Origin of the sequence: Centipeda flueggei ATCC 43531, assembly GCF_000160695.1 — a bacterium.
In the GTDB taxonomy this organism is placed as follows: domain Bacteria; phylum Bacillota; class Negativicutes; order Selenomonadales; family Selenomonadaceae; genus Centipeda; species Centipeda flueggei.
This window is the reverse complement of sequence record NZ_GG694007.1, coordinates 1-22,247: the sequence shown is the minus strand read 5'-3', so window position 1 is coordinate 22,247 and position 22,247 is coordinate 1. Positions and strand designations below refer to the sequence as shown.

The 22,247-nt window shown below is 58.8% G+C and carries 21 protein-coding genes, 1 tRNA gene and 1 other RNA gene; 15 read left to right on the top strand and 8 right to left on the bottom strand.

What is annotated here, in order from left to right:
* The first annotated feature begins 109 nt into the window (after positions 1-109).
* From bioA (HMPREF0908_RS05725) to HMPREF0908_RS05715, 3 genes are all read left to right on the top strand, one after another.
* Positions 110-1,456, top strand: a complete 1,347-nt coding sequence (bioA, locus tag HMPREF0908_RS05725; RefSeq protein ID WP_006690497.1) for an adenosylmethionine--8-amino-7-oxononanoate transaminase — start codon at positions 110-112, stop codon at positions 1,454-1,456.
* A gap of 112 nt (positions 1,457-1,568) precedes the next feature.
* Positions 1,569-2,918 carry an adenosylmethionine--8-amino-7-oxononanoate transaminase gene (gene bioA / locus HMPREF0908_RS05720; protein WP_006690496.1) on the top strand — a complete coding sequence of 450 codons (1,350 nt, stop codon included), beginning with the start codon at positions 1,569-1,571 and terminating at the stop codon, positions 2,916-2,918.
* Between the two features lie 146 nt (positions 2,919-3,064).
* Positions 3,065-4,165, top strand: a complete 1,101-nt coding sequence (locus HMPREF0908_RS05715; RefSeq protein WP_040572535.1) for a DUF2939 domain-containing protein — start codon at positions 3,065-3,067, stop codon at positions 4,163-4,165.
* A 61-nt stretch (positions 4,166-4,226) separates the two neighbouring features.
* Here the strand turns inward: HMPREF0908_RS05715 and HMPREF0908_RS05710 are convergent, their stop codons facing one another.
* Genes HMPREF0908_RS05710 through HMPREF0908_RS05700 form a run of 3 tightly spaced genes read right to left on the bottom strand, consistent with a single transcriptional unit; the run spans position 4,227 to position 6,755 of the window.
* A complete protein-coding gene (locus HMPREF0908_RS05710; RefSeq protein WP_006690494.1) occupies positions 4,227-5,045 on the bottom strand; it encodes a MetQ/NlpA family ABC transporter substrate-binding protein in 819 nt (272 codons plus the stop codon).
* A gap of 35 nt (positions 5,046-5,080) precedes the next feature.
* Positions 5,081-5,734 (bottom strand): methionine ABC transporter permease, encoded by a 654-nt coding sequence (locus tag HMPREF0908_RS05705; protein WP_040572534.1) that lies wholly within the window; start codon positions 5,732-5,734, stop codon positions 5,081-5,083.
* On the bottom strand, positions 5,703-6,755 hold the full coding sequence (locus HMPREF0908_RS05700) for a methionine ABC transporter ATP-binding protein (RefSeq protein ID WP_006690492.1): 1,053 nt from the start codon (positions 6,753-6,755) through the stop codon (positions 5,703-5,705). Before HMPREF0908_RS05700 ends, HMPREF0908_RS05705 begins: the two co-directional genes overlap by 32 nt.
* A 232-nt stretch (positions 6,756-6,987) precedes the next feature.
* On the opposite strand from HMPREF0908_RS05700, the gene HMPREF0908_RS05695 reads away from it, so the two are divergent.
* The gene (locus tag HMPREF0908_RS05695) at positions 6,988-7,422 is read left to right on the top strand and encodes a flavodoxin (RefSeq protein ID WP_006690491.1); all 435 of its coding nucleotides are present in this window, start codon (positions 6,988-6,990) and stop codon (positions 7,420-7,422) included.
* A gap of 154 nt (positions 7,423-7,576) precedes the next feature.
* Positions 7,577-8,587 carry a TMF family protein gene (locus tag HMPREF0908_RS05690; protein ID WP_006690490.1) on the top strand — a complete coding sequence of 337 codons (1,011 nt, stop codon included), beginning with the start codon at positions 7,577-7,579 and terminating at the stop codon, positions 8,585-8,587.
* Positions 8,588-8,676: 89 nt separating this feature from the next.
* Here the strand turns inward: HMPREF0908_RS05690 and HMPREF0908_RS05685 are convergent, their stop codons facing one another.
* The 3 genes from HMPREF0908_RS05685 to HMPREF0908_RS05675 all read right to left on the bottom strand — a co-directional run bounded on the left by HMPREF0908_RS05685 (position 8,677) and on the right by HMPREF0908_RS05675 (position 11,391).
* Positions 8,677-9,963 (bottom strand): glucosaminidase domain-containing protein, encoded by a 1,287-nt coding sequence (locus HMPREF0908_RS05685; protein WP_006690489.1) that lies wholly within the window; start codon positions 9,961-9,963, stop codon positions 8,677-8,679.
* A gap of 76 nt (positions 9,964-10,039) precedes the next feature.
* On the bottom strand, positions 10,040-10,816 hold the full coding sequence (locus tag HMPREF0908_RS05680) for a class I SAM-dependent methyltransferase (protein ID WP_006690488.1): 777 nt from the start codon (positions 10,814-10,816) through the stop codon (positions 10,040-10,042).
* Positions 10,813-11,391, bottom strand: coding sequence for an HD domain-containing protein (locus tag HMPREF0908_RS05675; RefSeq protein ID WP_006690487.1), 579 nt, complete (start codon positions 11,389-11,391; stop codon positions 10,813-10,815). The genes HMPREF0908_RS05680 and HMPREF0908_RS05675 overlap by 4 nt, the downstream gene beginning before the upstream one ends.
* A 154-nt stretch (positions 11,392-11,545) precedes the next feature.
* Here HMPREF0908_RS05675 and pheA point away from each other — a divergent pair, with 154 nt between their 5' ends.
* Together pheA and aroF are read left to right on the top strand one after the other, a co-directional pair.
* The gene (pheA, locus tag HMPREF0908_RS05670; RefSeq protein ID WP_040572533.1) at positions 11,546-12,394 is read left to right on the top strand and encodes a prephenate dehydratase; all 849 of its coding nucleotides are present in this window, start codon (positions 11,546-11,548) and stop codon (positions 12,392-12,394) included.
* Positions 12,395-12,602: 208 nt separating this feature from the next.
* Positions 12,603-13,637 carry a 3-deoxy-7-phosphoheptulonate synthase gene (aroF, locus tag HMPREF0908_RS05665; RefSeq protein ID WP_006690485.1) on the top strand — a complete coding sequence of 345 codons (1,035 nt, stop codon included), beginning with the start codon at positions 12,603-12,605 and terminating at the stop codon, positions 13,635-13,637.
* A 126-nt stretch (positions 13,638-13,763) separates the two neighbouring features.
* Here aroF and HMPREF0908_RS05660 read toward each other — a convergent pair whose 3' ends face one another.
* Positions 13,764-14,135 carry a RidA family protein gene (locus tag HMPREF0908_RS05660; protein WP_006690484.1) on the bottom strand — a complete coding sequence of 124 codons (372 nt, stop codon included), beginning with the start codon at positions 14,133-14,135 and terminating at the stop codon, positions 13,764-13,766.
* Positions 14,136-14,313: 178 nt separating this feature from the next.
* Complete coding sequence (pyk, locus tag HMPREF0908_RS05655; protein WP_006690483.1) at positions 14,314-15,729, bottom strand: pyruvate kinase; 1,416 nt, start codon at positions 15,727-15,729, stop codon at positions 14,314-14,316.
* 214 nt (positions 15,730-15,943) lie between these two features.
* Between pyk and HMPREF0908_RS05650 the strand changes: the two genes are divergently transcribed.
* The 8 genes from HMPREF0908_RS05650 to HMPREF0908_RS05620 all read left to right on the top strand — a co-directional run bounded on the left by HMPREF0908_RS05650 (position 15,944) and on the right by HMPREF0908_RS05620 (position 22,108).
* On the top strand, positions 15,944-17,380 hold the full coding sequence (locus HMPREF0908_RS05650) for an alanine/glycine:cation symporter family protein (RefSeq protein WP_040572591.1): 1,437 nt from the start codon (positions 15,944-15,946) through the stop codon (positions 17,378-17,380).
* Between the two features lie 167 nt (positions 17,381-17,547).
* Positions 17,548-18,513, top strand: a complete 966-nt coding sequence (pfkA, locus tag HMPREF0908_RS05645; RefSeq protein WP_006690480.1) for a 6-phosphofructokinase — start codon at positions 17,548-17,550, stop codon at positions 18,511-18,513.
* 132 nt (positions 18,514-18,645) lie between these two features.
* Positions 18,646-18,736: transfer RNA gene (locus HMPREF0908_RS05640), tRNA-Ser, on the top strand.
* Positions 18,737-18,769: 33 nt separating this feature from the next.
* An RNA gene (gene ffs, locus HMPREF0908_RS11425) (signal recognition particle sRNA small type) lies at positions 18,770-18,869 on the top strand.
* Between the two features lie 77 nt (positions 18,870-18,946).
* On the top strand, positions 18,947-20,794 hold the full coding sequence (dnaX, locus tag HMPREF0908_RS05635; RefSeq protein WP_006690479.1) for a DNA polymerase III subunit gamma/tau: 1,848 nt from the start codon (positions 18,947-18,949) through the stop codon (positions 20,792-20,794).
* A gap of 142 nt (positions 20,795-20,936) precedes the next feature.
* Complete coding sequence (locus HMPREF0908_RS05630; protein ID WP_006690478.1) at positions 20,937-21,263, top strand: YbaB/EbfC family nucleoid-associated protein; 327 nt, start codon at positions 20,937-20,939, stop codon at positions 21,261-21,263.
* A 1-nt stretch (position 21,264) separates the two neighbouring features.
* Positions 21,265-21,861, top strand: coding sequence for a recombination mediator RecR (gene recR / locus HMPREF0908_RS05625; protein WP_006690477.1), 597 nt, complete (start codon positions 21,265-21,267; stop codon positions 21,859-21,861).
* A gap of 1 nt (position 21,862) precedes the next feature.
* Entirely contained in the window at positions 21,863-22,108 is a 246-nt protein-coding gene (locus HMPREF0908_RS05620) for a pro-sigmaK processing inhibitor BofA family protein (protein ID WP_006690476.1), read from the top strand.
* The last annotated feature ends 139 nt before the right edge of the window (positions 22,109-22,247 follow it).

Below are 22,247 nucleotides of genomic sequence, written 5' to 3'. Positions count from 1 at the left end.
GATCAATTCAGCCCGCGGCTCTTGACGCCTATTTTCCCGCACTTCGGCGGAAAATCTACGCCAATCCTGGGGACTGTTTTATCCGTGATTCCGCAGGAGGAGAGCTTTTATGCCGACGATTGAGGAGCGTGACCTGCGCCATATCTGGCACCCGTGCGCGCAGATGAAGGACTATGAGCAGCTGCCGCCGATGGTGATCGATCACGCAAAGGGGGCATGGCTCTACGATGTGCACGGCAAGGGCTATCTCGATATTATCAGTTCGTGGTGGGCAAATCTCCTCGGACATACGAACGAGAAGATCGATGCGCGGATTACGGCGCAGCTGAGGCGGCTCGAGCACGTCGTCTTTGCGAATTTCTCCCATCGTCCCGCGATTGAGCTTGCAGAGCGGCTGGCGATGCTCGTGCCCGAGGGACTGACGAAGTTCAATTTCAACGATAACGGCTCGTCCGCTGTAGAGGCGGCGCTCAAGATGGCGTTTCAGTACTGTCAGCAGACAGGGCGTACGAAAAAGACGCGGTTTATGTGCCTTTCTGAAGGGTATCACGGAGGGACAATCGGGGCGCTCTCCGTGGGGGGCGTGGATCTCTTTGCCGAGATGTACAAGACGATGATGATGGACACTATCCATATCGAGGCACCCGACTGCTATCGCTGCCCCTATGGGGAGACGCGCGACAGCTGCTCCTGCGCGTGTTTTGAGCATGCGGAGCGTGCCTTTGCTGCACACGGACACGAGACGGCGGCGATGATCGTCGAGCCGCTCCTGCAGGGGTGCGCGGGGATGCGCATCTACCCCGAGGACTATCTCAGGAAGCTGCGCGCCCTCTGCGACGCATACGATGTCCTGCTCATCGCCGACGAGATTGCGACGGGGTTCGGGCGCACGGGACGGCTCTTTGCGTGTGAGCGTGCGGGCATCACGCCCGATCTCATGTGCCTCTCAAAGGGGCTGACAAGCGGCTATATGCCCACGGCCATCACCGTCGTCAAGGAAAAGATCTACGACGCGTTCTATGCGGACTGGAGCGAGGGCAAGGCGTTCATGCAAGGTCACACGTATGCGGGCAATCCGCTCGGCTGCAGCGCGGCGCTCGCCGTGCTCGACATTCTCGATGAGGAGAATATTCTGGAGCGCGCGGAGGAGACCGCATCGTGGCTGACTGCGCGCATGACGGAGACGTTCGGTGCGCATCCGAACGTCGGCGAGATCCGTCGCATCGGGTTGATTCACGCAGTTGAGCTGGTCGAGGATCGTGAGACGAAGCGTCCTTTTGACGGAGGACGCCGCCTTGGCTATGCGATCTATCGCCGTGCGCTCCGGCACGGGCTGCTCCTGCGCCCGCTCGGCGACGTGCTTTACTTCAATCCGCCGCTGAACATCGGGCGTGATGACCTCAGCACCGCCATCGCATGGATGAAGGCGTCGATGGATGAGGTGCTGGGGGCATAGGAACTCTGTAGAGGAAGCTGCCGCACGAAAGGAAAAACTTCGTGCTTTGTGTGTAATGTGTGTTTAGGAAAGCACCGCGTGTATCAGTGCTTTCGTAGGAGGGGTCATTTTTATGCCGACAATTGAGGAGCGCGACCTGCGCCGGATCTGGCATCCGTGCGCGCAGATGAAGGACTATGAGGAGCTGCCGCCGATGGTCATTGACCACGCAAAGGGTCCATGGCTCTGCGATGTGCACGGCAAGTCCTATCTCGATATTGTGAGCTCTTGGTGGGCAAATCTCCTGGGGCATTCCAACGAGAAGATCAACGCACACATCAAGGCGCAGCTCGACCGCCTCGAGCATGTGATCTTTGCAAATTTCTCGCACCGCGGCGCGATCGAACTTGCCGAGCGTCTGACGGCGCTTGTGCCCGAGGGACTGACGAAGTTCCACTTCAACGACAATGGTTCCTCTGCGGTCGAGGCGGCGCTCAAGATGTCCTTCCAATACTGCCAGCAGACGGGGCGCACGAAAAAAATTCGCTTCATGTGCCTCTCGGAGAGCTATCACGGCGAGACGATCGGCGCGCTCTCGGTGGGGAGCATGGATCTCTTTGCCGAGATGTACAAGCCGATGATGATGGACAACATCCATATCGAGGCGCCCGACTGCTACCGCTGTCCCTATGGGGAGACACGCGGCACCTGCTCCTGCGCGTGTTTTGAGCATGCAGAGCGTGCCTTTGCCGCGCACGGGCACGAGACGGCAGCGATGATCGTCGAGCCGCTCCTGCAGGGGAGTGCGGGGATGCGCATCTATCCCGAGGAATATCTCAGGAAGCTGCGCGCCCTCTGTGACGCGTACGATGTCCTCCTCATCGCCGACGAGATTGCGACGGGGTTCGGGCGCACGGGACGGCTCTTTGCGTGTGAGCGTGCGGGGATTACGCCTGATCTCATGTGCCTCTCGAAGGGACTGACGGGAGGCTATATGCCCATGTCCATCACCGTCGTCAAGGAGAAGATCTACGAGGCATTCTATGCCGACTGGAGCGAGGGCAAGGCGTTCATGCACAGTCATACGTACGCGGGGAATCCGCTCGGCTGCAGCGCGGCGCTCGCCGTGCTCGACATTCTCGATGAGGAGAATATTCTGGAGCGGGCGGAGGAGACAGCATCGTGGCTGACTGCACGCATGACGGAGACGTTCGGTGCGCATCCGAACGTCGGCGAGATCCGCCACATTGGGCTGATTCATGCGGTTGAGCTGGTCGAGGATCGCGAAGCGAAGCGTCCCTTTGATCCCAGTCGCCGCCTTGGCTATGCGATCTATCGTCGTGCGCTCCGGCACGGGCTGCTCCTGCGCCCGCTCGGCGACGTGCTTTACTTCAATCCGCCGCTGAACATCGGGCGCGATGATCTCAACACCGCCATCGCACAGATGAAGGCGTCGATGGATGAGGTGCTGGGAGTACAGTGAACGGATGAAACATGGGGCTGCTGCACGAAGATGTTGGATTCATGCAGCAGTCCTTTTGCGTGGAGACTTATTTTTGCCGATTGAACGCGAGGGATATTCCGTGCTATAATAACAGCATTAAAGTTCGTGCAAAGGGAGGTGCGGCAATGGCGCTGGATGAGTTTGCGTGGCGCGTGCGTCTGGCACGCCGGCGCAAAGCGCGTCAGCGTAAATTTCGTGTGGCGGCGGGGGTGATCGCTCTGACGATCACGATTCTCGGTTGGTATCTCGGCTACTATATTCAGCGCCCCTCCTATGCGCTTGAGCAGGCTGCGGCAGCGCTTGCTGCACATGATGTGCAGGCCTTTCAGCGCCGTGTCGATATCGCATCGATGACGGCATCGGGCTATGATGATCTCACCTATGTGCTCTTCTCGGGGGATACGCATCTGAAGGCAAAGGAACGCAGCGCCTCGGGGAAATTCTACGAGAAGATCAAGGATAGTGTTGCGGCAGGGATCGTGGACAGTATTGAGACGGCTGTCGGGAGCGGAACGTGGCCGTCCCCGGAGGGGGTGGATCCTCTGAAGGGGCGTCAGCTTGGTATCGATTTTGAGTATCTCATGGAGTACAGTCACCTGCGTGATACGACACTCCTGCACATTGACAGCGTAGAGCGGGATGGGAGTGCCGCGACGGCGAACATCACCGTGCGTGACGAGGGGACAGCGCTGGAGTTTCCCCTCCAGCTGCGCATGGAGCGCGGCGATACGGGCTGGCGGGTCGTACGCGTGACGAATTACCGCGCCTATCTCGAGGCCGTGCAGAAGGCTGCGGCAAGCAATCTGGGACGTTACATCGATGCAACGCGTCCTATTGTGGATCGCTATAATGGTGTATTTCGCTCGAAGCAGCGGGAGTTCCGCAATCTGACCGAGACGGGACGCAGTACCTATACGACGGTGTACCGCAAGTCGCTGACACATCTCCTGCAGGAGGATATGATTCCCCTGCTCAAGAAGTATCAGAAGGAGCTGGACGGCGTAGATGTTCCCCACGGCGCACAGTATCTTGCTGCACAGCGCAAGGCGGCGACCGAGGCGTTTATCGGCGCGTATGAGAGCTTTGTGAAGGGGCTGAACGGAGGCACGACCGAGGACTTCGCTCGAGCAGAGACCCTGCACAAGATGGCACTTACCTATGATCTGCGCGTCGGTGACATGATTCGGCGCGGTGCGGTGAGCGCGGAGACGCCCGCGACACCGTGAAAATGGATGAAAAAAGCGCTGTACGATATCAAATATCGTACAGCGCTCTTTTGCGTTGTCGTCAGAACGCGGGAACAATCGCGCCCTTGTACTTATCGTTGATGAAGTTCTTGACCGTCTCAGAGTGGAGCGCCTTGATGAGCGCCTGAATCTCGGGGCGGTTCTCATCGCCCTGGCGGACGACGAGGATGTTGACGTACGGCGAGGTTTTGTCCTCCATAATGAGGGCGTCGCGCGTCGGCACGAGATCCGCCTGCATTGCCCAGTTCGTGTTGATGACGGAGATATCGACGTCATCCAGCGTGCGCGGCAGCTGCGGCGCCTCGATCTCCTGGATCTTGAGGTACTTCGGGTTGTCGACGATGTCCTGCACCGTCGCCGTCGTACCGGCACCGTCCTTCAGCTTGATGAGGTTCGCACGCGCGAGGAGCAGCAGCGCACGGCCGCCGTTCGTCGGATCGCTCGGGATGGAGACGGATGCGCCGTCCTTCAGCTCGTCGAGCTTCTTGATCTTGTGCGAGTAGACACCCATCGGCTCGATGTGGACACCGAGAACGTTCACGAGCTTCAGCTCGGGGTGCTCCTCAACAAAATTCTTCAGGTATGGCTCGTGCTGGAAGAAGTTCGCGTCGATCTCCTTATCGTTCGTGGCGATGTTCGGCTGAACATAGTCGTTGAATTCGACGATCTCGAGTTTTACGCCTTCCTTTTCGAGCTCGGGGCGGATCGCCTCGAGGATCTCCGCGTGGGGAACGGGCGATGCACCGACCTTGACGACCTTCTCCGCCTTGGCGTTGTCGGCGGGCTTGTCTGCGCTGCCGCCGCAGCCGGCGAGGGCAAATGCGGTGACGGCAAGCACAAGAGCGAGCAGTTTTTTCATAAAGTACCTCCTTTGAAAAATTGATCTCTAAGAATTTATTTCTTATTCAGCCGTGCGGCGAGGGTATTGCCTGCAAACTGCACGAGCTGGACGAGAACGATGAGAATGACGACGGTCGCGAGCATGATGTCGGGGCGGAACCGCTGATAGCCGTAGCGGATCGCGAGATCACCAAGACCGCCGCCGCCGATCGCACCGGCCATGGCGGACTCGCCGACGAGTGCGATGACGACCGTCGTGAGCTGGCTGACGATGCCGGGCATGGACTCCGGCAGGAGCACGCGCGTCACAATCTGCAGCGGCGTCGCCCCCATGGAGAGCGCCGCTTCGATGAGACCGTGCGGCACCTCGCGCAGCGAGGTCTCCACCTGCCGCCCGATGAAGGGGACAGAGGCGATGACGAGCGGCACCATCGCCGCCGTCGTGCCGATCGCCGAGCCGACGATGAGACGGGTCAGCGGGATGATTGCCACCATCAGGATGATGAACGGGATGGAGCGGATCGCGTTGACCACCGCGCCGATCGAGCGGTTCACCGCCGGCGCATCGAGGATCTCGCCCCGCGCTGTCACGTGCAGGAGCACACCGAGCGGGATGCCGAGCGCACTCGAGATGACCATACTGACCGCGACCATATAGACGGTCTCTCCGAGTGCCTTAGTCAGCAGGGGAATCATTTCGGCGGACATAGCCGATCACCTCCTGTTTCAAATGCCGTTCCGAGAGATAGTCAATGGCGCGCTGTATCTCCTCCGGTGCACCGCGCATCCCGATAATCATGCGCCCGAACGGCAGCTCCTTGATCTGGTCGAGTGTACCGAAGAGCATCGTCACCTCAATGGTTGGGAAGCGGCGGATCATCTCCGCGAGCACGGGATCGTCCGCGCGCTCGCCGAGGAATGTAAGGCGCAGGAGCATATAGCTCCCCTCGCTCGGCGCTTCTTCGATGGAATTTCCGCGAAATGCCGTCGGCAGCTCGTTCGATAGGAGCACGCTGATGAACTCCTTCGTGATCGGCTGCTGCGGTGCGGTGAACACGTCCACCACATCGCCCTCCTCGGCGATGATGCCGCCGTCGAGGACGGCAACGCGCTCACAGATATCCTTGATGACCTGCATTTCATGCGTGATGACGACGACGGTCAGTCCCATGCGGCGGTTGATGTCGCGGATGAGCGCGAGGATGGACTTCGTTGTCTGCGGGTCGAGCGCCGAGGTTGCCTCGTCACAGAGCAGTACCTTCGGATCTCCTGCGAGTGCGCGCGCGATGCCGACGCGCTGCTTCTGCCCGCCCGAGAGATGGCTCGGGTAGGAATTTGCCTTATCGCCGAGCCCGACCAGCGTGAGCAGTTCCGTCACCTTGGGGCGGATCTCCTCGGCAGACTTTCCCGCGAGCCGCAGCGGGAATGCCACGTTGTCGTAGACCGTCGCAGAGGACAGCAGATTAAAGTGCTGAAAAATCATGCCGATGTGCCGCCGCTCCTCGCGCAGCTCGCTCTCCGAGACCTGCATGAGATCGCGTCCGTCCACGAGGACAGCGCCGCTCGTCGGGCGCTCAAGCATATTGATGCAGCGGATGAGCGTCGATTTTCCTGCGCCTGACAGCCCAATGATGCCATAGATGCTGCCGCGTTCGATCGTGAGATCAATGCCGCGCAGGGCATGCACATCGCCTGCGTATGTTTTGATGATATTCTTTAGCTGTATCATATGGTAGCCTCTCTTCGTTGATACCGATTAAACGTAGCATAGACGCGCCGCTTTGTCAATGACGCGATGTTTCCAAGATTTTATCTATTTATAGATAGAAAAGATTCGGTTGTCAGTGATGCGAATTTTCGCTATAATAGAAACAGAACAATCACACCCGAGAACCATGCATCGAGCGGCAGTCTCTTGTCGCTGCAGGGCAGAGGGGATATTTTCATGAGGAGGATTTCACATGGCAAAGGTAGCAGTTGTGTACTGGTCCGGCACGGGCAATACGCAGAAGATGGCAGAGGCTGTCGTCGAGGGGGCAAAGGGCGCAGGTGCCGACGTCGAGTGCTTCGAGGTGGACAGCTTCTCCGTCGATCAGATCGACGGCTTTGACGGTCTCGCACTCGGCTGCCCCTCGATGGGGGCAGAGGAGCTGGAGGAGGGCTCATACGAGCCGTTCTTCGCAGCTGCGGTTGACAGCGGCAAGCTTTCTGGCAAGCCGGTCGTGCTCTTTGGCTCGTGGGGCTGGGGTGCAGGCGCATGGATGGAGACGTGGTCCGAGCGCACGAAAGAAGCGGGCGCCAATCTCGTCGATACCTTCATCGTCGAGAATGAGCCGGACGATGAGGGCATCGAGGGCAGCAAGAAGCTCGGCGCAGCCATTGCCGGTGCGTGCTGATCAGCACACCTGTTATTCTCTTTTGACGGGCAGAGTCGCTTCACGTGGAGCGGCTCTTTTTCTGTGAATTTATTGCAGGATTTTTACTCTATTATAGAGAACTTAACAAGATATGGCATAGGGATACTGAGAAAAAGGGAAAGGAAGATGATCTATGGAAACAGAAGCGGCGTCTGCAGCGGTGCAGACCGCGGGCTTTATTCATCCGGTGATGGCGGATGTTATGACAATATTGTCGTTTGTCCTCGTTATTGCGAGTGTCGGTATCGCCTCCGTGGCGGCCTACTATGCATGGCGGCAGACAGGCGGAACAGTTGATGCGCTTGAAGGGAGTGTCGCGTGGCTGCGCAAAGAAGCGGAGCGTCTCTCGAATGAGATCAAAAGCGCTGCAGCAAAGGACAGCATGACCGCTAGTGAGATCACCCAATTGAAGGAGAAGATCGCACAGCTCGAGACAGCTCTTGCAGAGGGAGGGGGACGGCCGGCGGCACCGTCATTGGCGAAGGAATCTGTGCCAGAGGAGACGCAGGTTCCAGAGCCGGAGCTGTCGGCGCCTGAGCCAGAACAGGAGCTGCCGGCGCCGGAACCAGAACCGGAGCTGCCGGCGCCGGAACCAGAACCGGAGCTGCCAGCGCCTGAGCCGGAACCTGAACCAGAACCGGCATCGGAGTCGGAGAAGCACGAGGAGGAAGACGAGGACGAGGATCTTGACCTCGACGCCCTCCTTGAGAGCAAACCGATCTGGCAGGATCTTCTCGACGACTACCATGCCCTGTGCGAGAACTTTGACCGCACGAAGGGCGCGGAGCTGTGCGTGCCGCTCATCACGAAGTACGGACTGCACCTCCTTGTCTGCTCCGATCACGCGGCCGTCGAGAATGGCAAGACGATGCCGAAGTTCGAGACGGTCGAGGACCTCAATGAGGCTACCTTTTGGGCGTATGACATTCCGGGACAGCCGGGCGACTTTGCCGTCATCCCGAGCCCCATGTTCCCCTACGATCAGAAAATGCACGACGATGGCGGCATGAAGGAGACGTTTGCCACACGCTATGAGGCAGGAAAGACATATCATCATATCACCGTTGATATGCCTGCGCTCTTTACCCAGCGCAATGAAAAGTGGCATATCGAGCAGCCGGGACTCCTGCGGCTCGCGGAGTAAAAGCCAATATAGAACAAAGAACCGTATGCGAGGGGCGTGCCTCGGTACGGTTCTTTTTCAAAAAATGACTGACATTAGTGGCTAGGTATTTATTTCTTCTTCCCCTTCTTGGCGTCCGTCTCCTTCAGACATGCCTGCAGGAGAATCTGGTTGATGAGGATGTCAGGATTCGCGGGGGCGATGGCAGCAGCGTCTGCGAGGGTTTTCCATGCACCTGCGTAATCCTTCGTATGGATGAGGGCGACGGCGAGAGCGCTGTATGCGTCGGTATTTTGTGCATTATGTTGGATGGCATCACGCAGGATGGGAACTGCCTGTGCAGGAGCGTTTTCTGTGAAGAGGGTGAGTCCGTAGTTGTAGAGTGCTCCGGCATCGTTGGGAGCAAGTCTTAGGTATGCCTCGTAGGCACGGCGGGCTTCTTTGCGGTTGCCTGTCGCCGTGTGTGTGAGGGCAATGCCGAGGTATGGTTCGGGGCGGCGAGTACTGCGTTTTTGTGCGGCGTTAAAGTCAGCGAGTGCGGCAGAGGCATTGCCACGGTGGAGGTAGACGAGTCCGCGATAGATGTAGCCGTCGACGTCGGCCGCCTGCATGATGCGCGCGTTGGCGGCATGGAGGGAGGCGTCGGAGCCGTCAGGGAGAGCAGCGCGGTCACGGATGGCGAGGATACCTTGTCCGTAGGTGGTGCCGGGGACGGCCCAGACGCCGTTGAGCTGTACCCAGTGCGTGAGTTTGCCGAAGATGTCGGGGCGTTTTGTGCGGAGAAGGTCATAGCGCGGATCAACAATAGGGCTGTGCGGCGGCGTTGTGCTTGCGTAGGCGAGGAGATGCTGGATGTGCGCGCGCGCGCCCGTGCGCATGTCGGGGAAGGAGAGTCCCTTTGCGCCGTTCCCCGTTGCGCCGAGTCCGCAGAAGTTGTTCTGCCGCCAGTCCACGTCGCCGCCGTAGGCGAAGAAGCCCGTTTCTTTGTACGCCTGTGCGAGGGCGACGTCGGGGCGGATGCCCTCGCGCTCTGCTTCCTCGTAGTAGGCGTGGACAAGTTCCTTGGGAGAGCCCGTGAGCTTTGGCTTTGGGTTGCGGGCGAGGAGGCAGGCGAGCATCTGCTCCTCGGATGCAATGGGCTCACCGAGGATGGTGACCTCGGCGGGGGGCTGTGTGGGGACGGTGAGGATGTCGAAATGTGGGGCGGGAAGAGCAAAGGGCAGACTCGCAGCGAGTTTCGCGTCAATCACTTTCGTCTGCGGGAGTTCGGCAGGGAACGCAGGCCGCGGGATGCTTGGTGCACTGTCCTTTGATGCGGGCGCAGGCACAGCGAAGGAATGGGGGGCGCAGAGGAGAGCGGCGGCAGCGAGGGCAGCGGGCAGTGTGGAGAGTTTCATGGTGATCGTCCTTTCTATGGATGCGGTGACCGTTTCCTTTCGAAATTTACAGTAAAACGTTCGTCTACGGCACAAGTCACTTTGTTCCATAAAGCATGCCGACACCGCGCAGCATAAAGCGGAGGAGGGCGGGCATGGGGATGTTTCGCTCGGTATTCGGGAGGTAGGATACGTCGGCAATGCCATGCTGTTTGAGGCAGGCAACGAATTCATCCATGCTGCCGTACATATCCTTGTTCCCATAGGTGTCATGCAGGGCAAACGCACCGCCTTTTTTCAGTACGCGCAGAGCTTCCTCAACGAGCATGAATTTGTCCTTTTGCGTGCGTACTTCGTGAAAAACAAAGTTGCTGACAACAGCGTCGAAATGATTGTCGGGGAAGTCGAGTTTCGCTGCGTCACCGTGCTGAAATGTGCAGCGATCTGCGACGCCTTCGGCGGCGGCGTTTGTCTCGCACTGTGCCTGCCCATAGTTCCACATTGGCGGCCAGTAGTCGATGCCCTGTACCGCAGCGAGCGGAAAGCGTTTCGCTGCGGCAATGCTGAGTGCGCCCGAGCCGCAGCCGACCTCAAGCACCCTGCCGCGGCCGTCCCACGGCAGATGATCGAGCAGATAGCTGTGAATGCGGCGCATGAGCCCGCCGCCTTCGAAGTCGAATACACGGCGGCAGTAGTACATATAGATGACGACAACGGTTGCGACGAAGGAGAGAATGAAAAGGATGAAGAAGGGGGCCGTCACGCGGTCGAAAATGAGCGCATAGAGCGCGGTGAACATGTAGAGTCCGCCCGCAATGGATGCGAGAGTTTTCATCATCGGTGCGGAGATCCAATTGCCATAGTTCGTTTTCATCTTTCATCTTCCTTTTGCAATGATGCGATCACTTCATCGACCTCACGGTTTACCTCTGCGCGCAGCCCTTTGAGTACGGGAGAGAACGCTGACTCTTTCACGCCATAGGTGTGCTGCAGGTCGTATTCGAGGGGCAGCCATGCAGCAGGACCACACTCGTTGTGCGTGATGACTGCCTCCATGCGGTCGAGTGCCTTGAGGAGGCGGGCTTCCTCGGTCTCACACATATCCATCTCGTCAAAAAGGGCACGTATCTCCTCCGTGTAGGGAGTGGGCAGTGCGGCGATCCATTTGTCGCGGAGCTCGTGCTCACGGGCACGGTCGGCGTCTGTTTTTTCAAAGGTTGGGATGTCGCCTGTAAATACCTCTCCTACGTCGTGCAGGAGCGCCATGAGGAGGACGCGCGTGAGGTCGGCTTTGGGGAACTGGTCGTGCAGAAAATACACCATCAGCGCCATGCGCCAACTGTGCTCGGCGACACTCTCCTGTCGTCCGGATTTCATCCAAGCGTGGCGCGTACGCTCCTTGAGCCCTGCGATGACGTGCAGGATGGACAGATAATCGTTTGGGGTCATAGCTGCTCCTTTACTGTTTCCTTGAATGATTATAACATATTGGTGAACCTTGGGGGAGATGATATAGTAATGAAAGTGTTTCGCAATAGACTTGTCAACGAGCCGTACATATAGTATGATATGATACGTCTTTTTGTATGAGGAGGGCGTGCTGGTGAAAGAGACGATGGGGGTGCTCGGCCCCGCGGGGACGCACAGTGAGGCGGCGGCACGCTATCTCGTGGAGTGGCAGAAACTTGACCGCGAGATTGTCTGCTATGGCGATATCGGGGCGTGTCTTCATGCGGTGGAGACGGGAGCGGTGGATGCGGCGTTTGTCCCTGTGGAGAATTCCCTCGAGGGGGCAATCGCCGTGACGCTCGATGTGCTCGCACACACGGATGTTCTGCGTGTGAACCGTGAGGTGATCTGGCCTGTCCACAACTATCTGATGGCGCGGCGCGCAGATGTGGAGATCCGTACGATCTACTCTCATGCACAGCCCATCGCGCAGTGCGGGACGTTTCTCCTGCAGTACTGCCCGCAGGCGGAGCTCATCAAGACGGCGAGCACGGCGCGTGCGGCGGAGATGGTTGGTGCATTGCCTGTAGATGCGGGAGCGGCGGCGATCTGTACGCGGCGGGCAGGTGTGTTGAATGGTCTGGTGGAGATCGCGGGCAGGATTGAGGACAGCGGAGCGAACTGCACACGTTTCTTTGAGGTCGTGCGTGCGCAGGAAACATCGCCCCCCGCAGCACCCGATACGGTGCTGCTGGTGGCACAGATCGACGGTTCGCGTCCGGGGGCACTCTACAATGTCCTCGGTGAGTTTGCCCGCCGCGAGGTGAATCTCACGCGCATTGAGTCTCGCCCTGCACGGACGGAGCTGGGCGCGTATCTTTTCTTTTTTGATCTCGATGCGCACAGCGATGCCGCAGAGGAGGCGATCGCCGCCGTCGCACGGCGGAGCATCTGGCTGAAGGAGTTGGGGCGATTTCCGGTACATCTCGCTCACAATGAATAGGGAGCACCGCTGTTTTTTAGGGATTTAGGGAATCGCTGATAAAACAGGCTCTCAGATTAGCGTAGATTTTTGTCCGATTGAGGCAGCAAACCGGACGCATAGCAAGAGCTATGTGGAGGATTCTAGGGCACAGACAGGGCGAAAAAGATGTACTAAGACGGCGGTGCTGAGTTTATCAGTGCTTCCTTAGGGATAAAGGAGTTTTACGATGGTTGTTATTATGAATGCGGATGCCACGCAGGCTGATATTGAGGGCGTCATTCAGGCAATTGAGGAAAAAGGTCTCGAAGCAAAGGTGATGGAGGGCGCGCATCAGAAGATCGTCGGCGTGATCGGCGACAAGACGAAGCTCGCCGCAACGCCCTTGGATGCGATGCACGGCGTTGAGACGACAGTCGCGATCTCGAAGAGCTATAAGCTCGCGAGCCGCGAGTTCCATCCCGCCGCGACGGTGGTGGATATCCGCGGCGTCAAGATCGGTGACGGCACGCCCGTGGTCATGGCGGGACCCTGCGCAGTGGAGTCGCGTGAGCAGCTGCTCGAAACAGCAGAGATCATCAAGGAAGGCGGCGCGCAGTTCATCCGCGGCGGTGCATACAAGCCGCGTACCTCGCCCTACGCGTTCCAAGGACTCGAGGAGGAGGGGCTGAAGTACCTCGCCGAGGTGCGTGAGAAGACGGGCCTTGCCGTTGTGACGGAGGTCACGGTGGTCGAGGCAGTGGACACGGTCGCCGCCTACGCCGATCTTCTGCAGGTCGGCGCACGCAATATGCAGAACTTCGGCCTTCTGCGTGCGGTTGGACGTGCGGGCAAGCCCGTCATGCTGAAGCGCGGACTCGCCGCGACCATCGACGAGTGGCTGAACGCTGCTGAGTATATCATGAATGAGGGCAACCCGAACGTCATTCTCTGTGAGCGCGGCATCCGCACGTATGAGACGTATACGCGCAACACGTTTGACGTCAGCGCGATTCCCGCGATCAAGCACCTCTCGCATCTGCCGATCATTGCCGACCCGAGTCACGGTACGGGAAAGTGGCGCATGATTAAGCCCGTGTCCCTCGCCTCTATCGCGGCAGGAGCGGATGGGCTCATCATCGAGGTGCACCCGAATCCCGCACGAGCCCTCTCCGATGGACCGCAGTCGCTGACGCCGGAGAACTACCGCAATCTCATGGCGAGCGTGCAGAAGCTCAGCCGCTTTATGAAGGATGAGCAGATCGAGCCGATGGTGATGGAGTAACGATACGGACATAGAAAACGGGACGATCGATATGTAGTGACCCCCAAAAGTTAGATCCCTCAAATCTAACTTTTGGGGGTCAGGTCAAGATCGTCCCGTTTTTGTGCTTCGGTGAAAAATATTGTCTTAGACTTCGGCGATGACCTCGATCTCGCAGAGTGCACCTGCGGGCAGGGCCTTTGCAGCGACGCAGGAGCGGGCGGGTTTGCCCGTGAAGTGGCGGGCATAGACATCGTTGAATGCGGCGAAGTCCGCGATGTCCGCGAGGAAGCAGGTGGTCTTGATGGTGTGCGAGAGGTCGGTACCGGCAGCACTGAGGACGGCGGCGAGGTTCTTGCAGACCTGCTCTGCCTGTCCTGCCACGTCCGTTGCGGTGATCTTGCCGACGGCAGGGTCGATGCCGATCTGCCCCGAGGTGTAGACGAGGCTGCCGACGCGCATCGCCTGGCTGTAGGGCCCGAGAGCGGCGGGGGCGCTATCGCTGTGAATCATTTCCATAGAAAAGCTCCTTTCATCAATAAGGGCTGATGTACGAAGCATTCTGTTCCGTACATCAGCCCTTCCCATTTTCCCCTCCGCCGCTTTGCGAGCCCTTTCCCCTGCCGCGAGCGGAGGAGTATGGGATATATACAGATGCAGCGGGCTGTGTAAGCCGTATAGGGGGCATTTGCTCCGTTTAGTGAATCGTCGTGACGCGGACGGCGATGGCACCGCCCTCGTTGTAGGTCATGCCGGAGACCATGACAATCTTGTCGCCGTGGTCGACGTAGCCGTTCTCGAGGGCACTCTGCGTACAGGAGTCGAGCATGTCCTCGGCGCTCGTCCACTTGCGTCCCTGGATGGAGTAGACGCCCCAGCGCAGGTTGATGTGGCGTGCAACCATTGGGCTCGGCGCGTAGGCAACGATGGTCGCCTTTGGGCGGTATTTCGACACGACGCGCGTCGTGTAGCCGGACTGGGTCGGTGTGAGAATGGCGGTGGCACTTGTCTCGTAGGCAAGCTGAACCGTTGCGTGAGAGACGGCATCCGTTGTGGAGGAACGCTCGCGGATCTGACGTGCGCGGATGAGTGTGTCGTACTCAAGCGATGCTTCACAGCGCAGAGCGATGGTGTTCATCGTTCTGACTGCCTCGACCGGGTAGCTGCCGTTTGCTGTCTCGCCGGAGAGCATGATCGCGTCTGCACCGTCGAAGATGGCATTGCCGACATCGGAGACCTCAGCACGCGTCGGACGCGGATTCTCCGTCATGGATTCGAGCATCTGCGTGGCGACGATGACGGGCTTGCCGACCGCGTTGCACTTGCGGATAATCTCTTTCTGGAGGACAGGGACGTCCTCTGCGGGAACTTCGACACCGAGGTCGCCGCGTGCCACCATGATTCCGTCGGAGACAGCGAGGATCTCGTCGAAGTTGTTGACGCCTGCGAGGTTCTCGATCTTCGGGATGATTTCCATGTGACCGCCGTGCTTTGCGATCAGGTGACGGATCTCTTCTACGTCCGCAGGGCGCTGGATGAACGATGCTGCGACAAAGTCCATATCGTTCTCGATCCCGAAGATAATGTCGCGTTCATCCTGCTCGGAGATAGCGGGCAGACTCAGCTCAATGCCGGGCGCTGCGACGCGCTTACGCGTAGACATCGCCCCGCTGTTCAGGATGGTGGTCACGATGTCCTTGCCGCGAATCTCATCGACGACGAGCTCCACCAGCCCGTCGGAGAGCAGCAGTTTGTCGCCCGGCTTGACCTCAGTGTAGAGCTTCTTGTGGTTGACGCTGACGTGTGTCTCATCACCCGGCGCATCGTCATATGTGAGGGTGAATTTGTTGCCCTTTTCGAGGTGTACCTTGCCGGCGGCGAATTCGCCGAGACGCATCTCCGGTCCCTTGGTGTCGAGGATCAGCGAGATTACCTTGCCCGAGCGCTCTGCCGCAGCGCGTACCTTTTTGATGCGTTCCAGATGCTCCGCGTGCGAGCCATGGGAGAAATTGAAGCGAGCGCAGTTCATCCCGCTCTCGATGAGTGCATCGACGATGCCGTCCGGATCCGTGGCAGGACCCTGTGTGCATATAATTTTTGTCTTTTTCAGCATGACATATCCCCCGTCTTTTTATCCCTGAGTTTACAACTATCAACATTTTACACTCTTTTGAAAGAGAAGTAAAGATGCTGTGCATACCATACAGCCTGTCAGCAGATTTATTTTCTGTATTTCCCAAAATATGAAAGAATACACGGATGCAATTTGACAAGAGGCTTTTTTTTCGCGTATGATGGAGACTGTTTTTATAGGAAAGGGTGATACGATGGATTTTCTCAACTCGGCTGTGGGGGCGATCAACGACTTTTTGTGGACTTATATCATCATCGTTGTTCTTGTCGGCTGCGGACTGTGGTTCACGCTCTCGACGAAGCTCGTCCAGCTGCGTGCGCTGCCCGAGATGGTACGCCTCCTTGCGGGCGATCTCGGACGCCGCCCGAGCGGGCGCAAGGCGATCTCGTCGTTCCAGGCGTTCTGTGTCAGCACGGCATCGCGTGTCGGCGTCGGCAATATCGCGGGCGTTGCCATCGCCATTGTGACGGGCGGCCCCGGTGCGGTGTTCTGGATGTGGGCGATTGCCTTCGTTGGGACGGCGACGGGGTTCGTAGAGAGCACGCTCGCGCAGATCTATAAGATTCCGCGCGGCCACGGGCTCTTTCACGGCGGCCCTGCCTACTACATCCAGAATGCACTCGGTCAGCCCGCCGTGGCAAAGCTCTTTGCCGTGCTGATCTCCGTGACGTTCGGCCTGATCTACGTCTCGGTGCAGGCGAATACGATTGCGCTCTCGGTGGAGAAGGCGTTCGGCGTGGAGACGTGGATCATGGGCATCGCCCTCTCGGTGCTGGCGGCACTCGTGATCTTTGGAGGGCTCAGCCGCATCGCGACGTTTACGACGTTCCTCGTGCCGATCATGGCGGGGCTGTATCTCCTCATCGCGCTCATCATTGTCGTCATGCACATCGATGCCGTGCCGGGGATGTTTGCCCTCATTCTGCACGATGCGTTCAGCCCGCAGGCGGCGGTCGGCGGCGGCATCGGCACGGTGATCCTCACGGGGATCCGCCGCGGCCTGTTCTCGAATGAGGCGGGCGAAGGCTCGATCCCGAATGCGGCGGCGACAGCGAGCGTGACCCATCCGGTAAAGCAGGGGCTGGTGCAGGCGTTCGGCGTCTACGTCGATACGTGGGTTGTCTGCTCGGCGACGGCGTTCATCGTGCTTCTCACGGGGCAGTATACGATCGGCGGCGACGTGAGCGGCATCGCACTCGCACAGGATTCGCTCGCGAGCGTCTTCGGTACGTGGGCTTCGTCGCTCCTCTCGATTCTGATTTTCCTCTTTGCGTTCAGCTCGGTCGTCGGCAACTACTACTACGGCGAGATCAACATTCACTTTTTCGGTGCGAATGTAAAGACGGCGCTCAATCTCTACCGCGCCGCCGTGGTCGTGATGGTGTTCTTCGGCTGTGTCGCTGCGTTCCAGCTCGTCTGGAACCTCGCGGATCTCTTCATGGCGATGATCTGTCTCACGAATCTCTACGCGATTACGCGGCTTGCGCCCTATGCGCGGATGGTGCTCCGCGACTATTTTGCGCAGAAGACGGCAGGGAAGAATCCCATTTTTGATCCCGCCATACTGCCCAATCAGCGCGGCATAATGGCATGGAACAAGGATGAGTTTCACGCGCAGAAATACGAATAAGAAAAATAAGATCATGTTTGGGGGGCGCTGCATGAAGCGAAAAGCTTCATGCAGCAGTTCCTCTTTCTTTTTTCTGTGAAAGTCTTTACTTTTGATGCGCGCTTTCGTAGAATAGAGAGCAAGAACAATACGCGCGTGAGCGCAGGATCGAGACGGGGGATGGTTTTATGCTGAAAAAGGCAATCGCGGTCGTCACGTCGGGGGGAGACAGCCCCGGCATGAATGCGGCGGCACGTGCTGTGGTGCGTACGGCACTCTATGAGGGCGTCGATGTCTACGGTGTGCACAACGGCTACAGCGGCATGGTGCACGACGATATTGAGCCGCTCACGTCGCGCAGCGTCAGCGATCTCATCCAGCGCGGCGGCACGTTCCTCGGCACGGCGCGCAGCAAGACGTTCATGACGCCCGAGGGGCGCAAGACAGCCTATGAGAATCTCCGCAAACGCAATATCGAGGGGCTCGTGATCATCGGCGGCGACGGCTCCCTGACGGGCGGCTCGCTTCTCAGCAAGGAGACGGGAATGCCGATCGTCGGGCTGCCGGGCACGATCGACAACGATGTCTGGGGCATGGACTATACGATTGGCTGCGATACGGCGTGCAACACGATCGTCGATGCGATCAACAAGCTGCGTGATACGGCGTCGGCACATCGCCGCATCATCATCGTCGAGGTCATGGGGCGTCACTCAGGCTGGCTGGCGATGATGTCAGGAATCGCGGGCGGTGCGGAGTACATCCTCGTGCCGGAGGTGGCGTTTGATCTTGAGGAGATTAGTCTGGAACTGAAGGAGATGTATGAGCGCGGCAAGCGCTACAGCATCATCGTCGTCGCAGAGGGCGCGGGCTCGGGCGTTGAGATCGGCAAGATCATCGGAGAGAAGACGCAGATCGATACGCGCGTCTCGGTGCTCGGACACATTCAGCGCGGCGGTTCGCCGACGGTGGAGGACCGCATCAAGGCGTCGATGCTCGGTGAGAAGGCGGCACTTGCGATCATCTCGGGTGTGACCGATGTGGTTTACAGTTTCAACGAGGGGCAGGTTGTGGGGGTCAACCTCTTCGAGGCGGTCAACAACAGCAAGACGCTCGATCCGGAGCTTGTGCGGCTCTCACGCGTGCTGGCATAATGGTGACTTGGCGGGCTGCGGTATGGATATGCCGCAGTCCTTCATTTTTCCCTTGACAAGAATTCATAAACCATGTAGACTACCCTATGTTGTTGTCCCATAAATGAATAGCTTCTCATGTGAGAGCACTGTGGAGAGTTGTCCGAGTGGTTGAAGGAGCACGCCTGGAAAGCGTGTGTGCGGTGATACCGTACCGAGAGTTCGAATCTCTCACTCTCCGCCATTTTTATTGATTTTTCTCAGGGCGGGCTGCAGTGCCCTGGTCTCGCGCAATGAAGCCCTGTGAACCCCGTCAGGTCCGGAAGGAAGCAGCGGTAAGCGGATCGTTTCATGTGCCGCGAGGGCGCCTGGGAACTGCGGTCTGCCGTGGGAGAAATCGGAACAGTGCAGCCCGTGACGGGCTGTTTTTTATTTGTCAAAAAGGAGGTGCACCGTGGCGTACGTTGCACTCTATCGGCGGTGGCGGCCGGAGCGCTTTGCCGATCTCGTGGGACAGGAGCACATCAGCCGCACGCTTTCCCGCGCAGTGACGAGCGGGCAGATCAGCCATGCCTACCTCTTTACGGGCCCGCGCGGCACAGGGAAGACGAGCACGGCGAAGATCCTTGCTCGTGCCCTCAACTGCGCCGAGGGACCGACGCTGACGCCGTGCGGGCATTGTGACTCCTGCCGCAGCATCAGCGACGGATCGTCAATGGATGTCTTCGAGATCGACGCGGCGTCCAACCGCGGCATCGACGAGATCCGTGATCTGCGCGAGTCGGTGAAGTTTGCTCCGACGGAGGGGCTTTATAAAATCTACATCATTGACGAAGTGCACATGCTCACGACGGAAGCGTTTAATGCCCTCCTTAAGACGCTTGAGGAGCCGCCCGAGCGTGTGATCTTTATTCTCGCAACGACGGAACCGCACAAGGTGCCTGCGACGATCCAGTCGCGCTGTCAGCGCTACGACTTTCATCGCATTACGGTGACGGAGATCTGCGATCGCCTTATTTATGTCTGCAAGGAGTCGGGAATTGAGGCGGAGGAGGATGCACTCGGCATCATTGCGGTTCAGGCGGACGGCGGAATGCGCGATGCTCTCTCGATTCTCGATCAGTGTACGGCTCTTGCAGAGGGGACATTGACAGCGGAGCGCGTGCAGGAGGCACTCGGCCTCGTCGGACGTGCATGGATTCGGCAGATGGCAGAGCAGATTGCCGCGCGCGACGCGGCGGCACTGATCACGCAGCTTAGTCAGCTCCTGCAGAATGGGCGCGAGCTGAGGCAGGTGCTCGTGGAGCTGGCACAGTACTTCCGCAGTTTGATGATTGCAGGGGTCGGCGGTACAATCAGCGCAGCAGAGCTCTGCGCGGGCGATGCAGAGCAGCTGCGTGCGGATGCGGCGCAGTTCTCCGAAGATGAGATCATGACAATTCTGCGCCGACTCAATGAGACGATGCAGGATCTGCGCACCTCACCGCAGCCGCGCATCGCGGCGGAGACACTGTTGATCGAGTTATGTCATGCAGATGGAGCGGCTGTGTCGGTGGGGGCTGCCGCACCTCATCCAGGCAGCGCGGATGCTGCGCATATCGCGCGGCTTGAAGCGCAGGTCGAAGAACTGGCAGCGCGCCTTGCCGCAGGCAGCGTATCTGCACCCATATCCGCCGCGGGGGGAGTGCCTCCTGCACCGACACCGCGCCCCCGCACGGCGAAGGCGGACAGCACCACAGCACCTAAAACTGCGTCGAAATCCGCTGCATCGTCTGCCGCAAAAGTGGCGGCAGACGGTGCACCACGTCAGCTCGACATGAAGGTCTGGCAGAGTTTTCAGGTGCGGCTCAAGGAGCGGAATCGGCTCGCGGCATCGCTTCTTTCGGGGGCAGCATACGAGGGGATGACGGAGACGCATTTTTTCATCCGACCGTCTTCAGATATGGCGCGTGACTACATTGCGAAACGTCATCGTGCCGTGTTTGATGAGGTGATGACGGCGCTGGCAGGCCGTCCGCTCTCCGTTGTCTGCACAGGCGGCGAGGAGGATGCTGTCCCTGCACCGCCGATCAAAGCCTCTCCTGACTATCCCGCGCCTGTTGCGGCACTGCTTGAAGTTGCGGGCGATGGGGCACGCATAGAGGAGGTAACGTCACCTGCACCGCCGCGCGCGGCGGAGAAGAAGCCTGCCCCGCCGCAGCAGAAGCAGGCGGAAGAGGATGACTGCGAGACGTATGAGCCAACGCCCGATGAGGAAGCAGAGATGTTTGATGATGAGCTTCCGCCTGATGCGCAGGCTTGACGTTGCGGACGGATTTTGCTAGGCTAAGAGTACTTTCGGGTGCTTTGTGGATGCCTCTATCAGCTCACTGCGCCCGCCATTTCCTCGGAGAAGGCGGAACTGCGGAGCGGTGGAAGAGGACCAATAATGGAGGAGAGATACTATGTTTAACGGCGGCGGAAATATGGCCGGCATGATGAAAAAAGTCCAGAAGATGCAGGCGGATATGAAAAAAATGCAGGATGAGCTGCGCAAGAAGACGGTCGAGGTTTCTTCGGGCGGCGGCGCAGTGAAGGTCGTCATGGACGGTGAAAAGCAGGTGCAGAGCCTCATTATCGCGCCCGCGGCAGTTGACCCTGAGGACATCGAGATGCTGCAGGATCTCATCTCGGCGGCGTTCAACGAGGCGACGAAAAAGGTGGACGACATGATGGCGCAGGAGATGGGCAAGCTGACGAGTGGGCTCGGCCTTCCGCCCGGACTGCTCTAAGATGCAGCAGGTTGCACCCCTCACGCAGCTCATCGAGCAGCTGCGCGCGCTCCCCGGCATCGGAGCAAAGACAGCAACGCGGCTTGCCTACCATATTCTGGATATGGATATGGAGCGTGCGAGGCGTCTTGCCGCTGCCATTACGGGAGCAAAGGAGAAGATCGGCTTCTGTTCCGTCTGCTTCAACCTTACGGACAGCGACCCATGTGCCGTCTGCACGGCGGAGAAGCGCGACCACACGACGATCTGTGTCGTTGAGCAGCCGCAGGACGTTGCGGCGATGGAACGCATGAACGACTATGACGGCGTGTACCACGTCCTGCACGGAGCCCTCTCTCCACTTGAGGGAGTGGGACCAAACGACATCCGCATCCGCGAGCTCGTCCTGCGCGCGGGCAAGGAGGACATACAGGAAGTCATTATCGCAACGAATCCCAATGTTGAGGGGGAGGCGACGGCAATGTATATCGCAAAGCTCCTAAAGCCGATGGGAATCCGCGTGACACGCATCGCCCACGGGCTGCCCGTGGGCGGCGATTTGGAGTATGCAGATGAGGTGACGCTATCACGCGCCATGGAAAACAGAAGGGAGATTTGATTTGGATATCGTTGCAGGAACCGCGGTCGCCGTTTTGATCTTTGCCGTCCTCGGCAAGGTGATTTCGTTGCCGTTCCGCATCGTGTGGAAGCTCATTACGAACAGTGTCGTCGGCGCGATTATTCTCTGGGTGGTTAACCTTTTTGGGGCAGGCATCGAAATTACCTTTCTGCGCGCACTGATCGCGGGATTCTTTGGCATCCCAGGCGTTGTCGTTCTTCTTATCGCACGCCTTGCGGGGCATTAAGGAACCAAGGATGACCTCCGCATGGTCAGTTTGACGCATTTTTTTGCAAGAAAGAGGAAAAAGGGGTTGACGGGACTCGTGACGTATGTTATATTATGACAGTCGCGCCGATGAGGGCGGCGGGCACGCGGAACGTGTC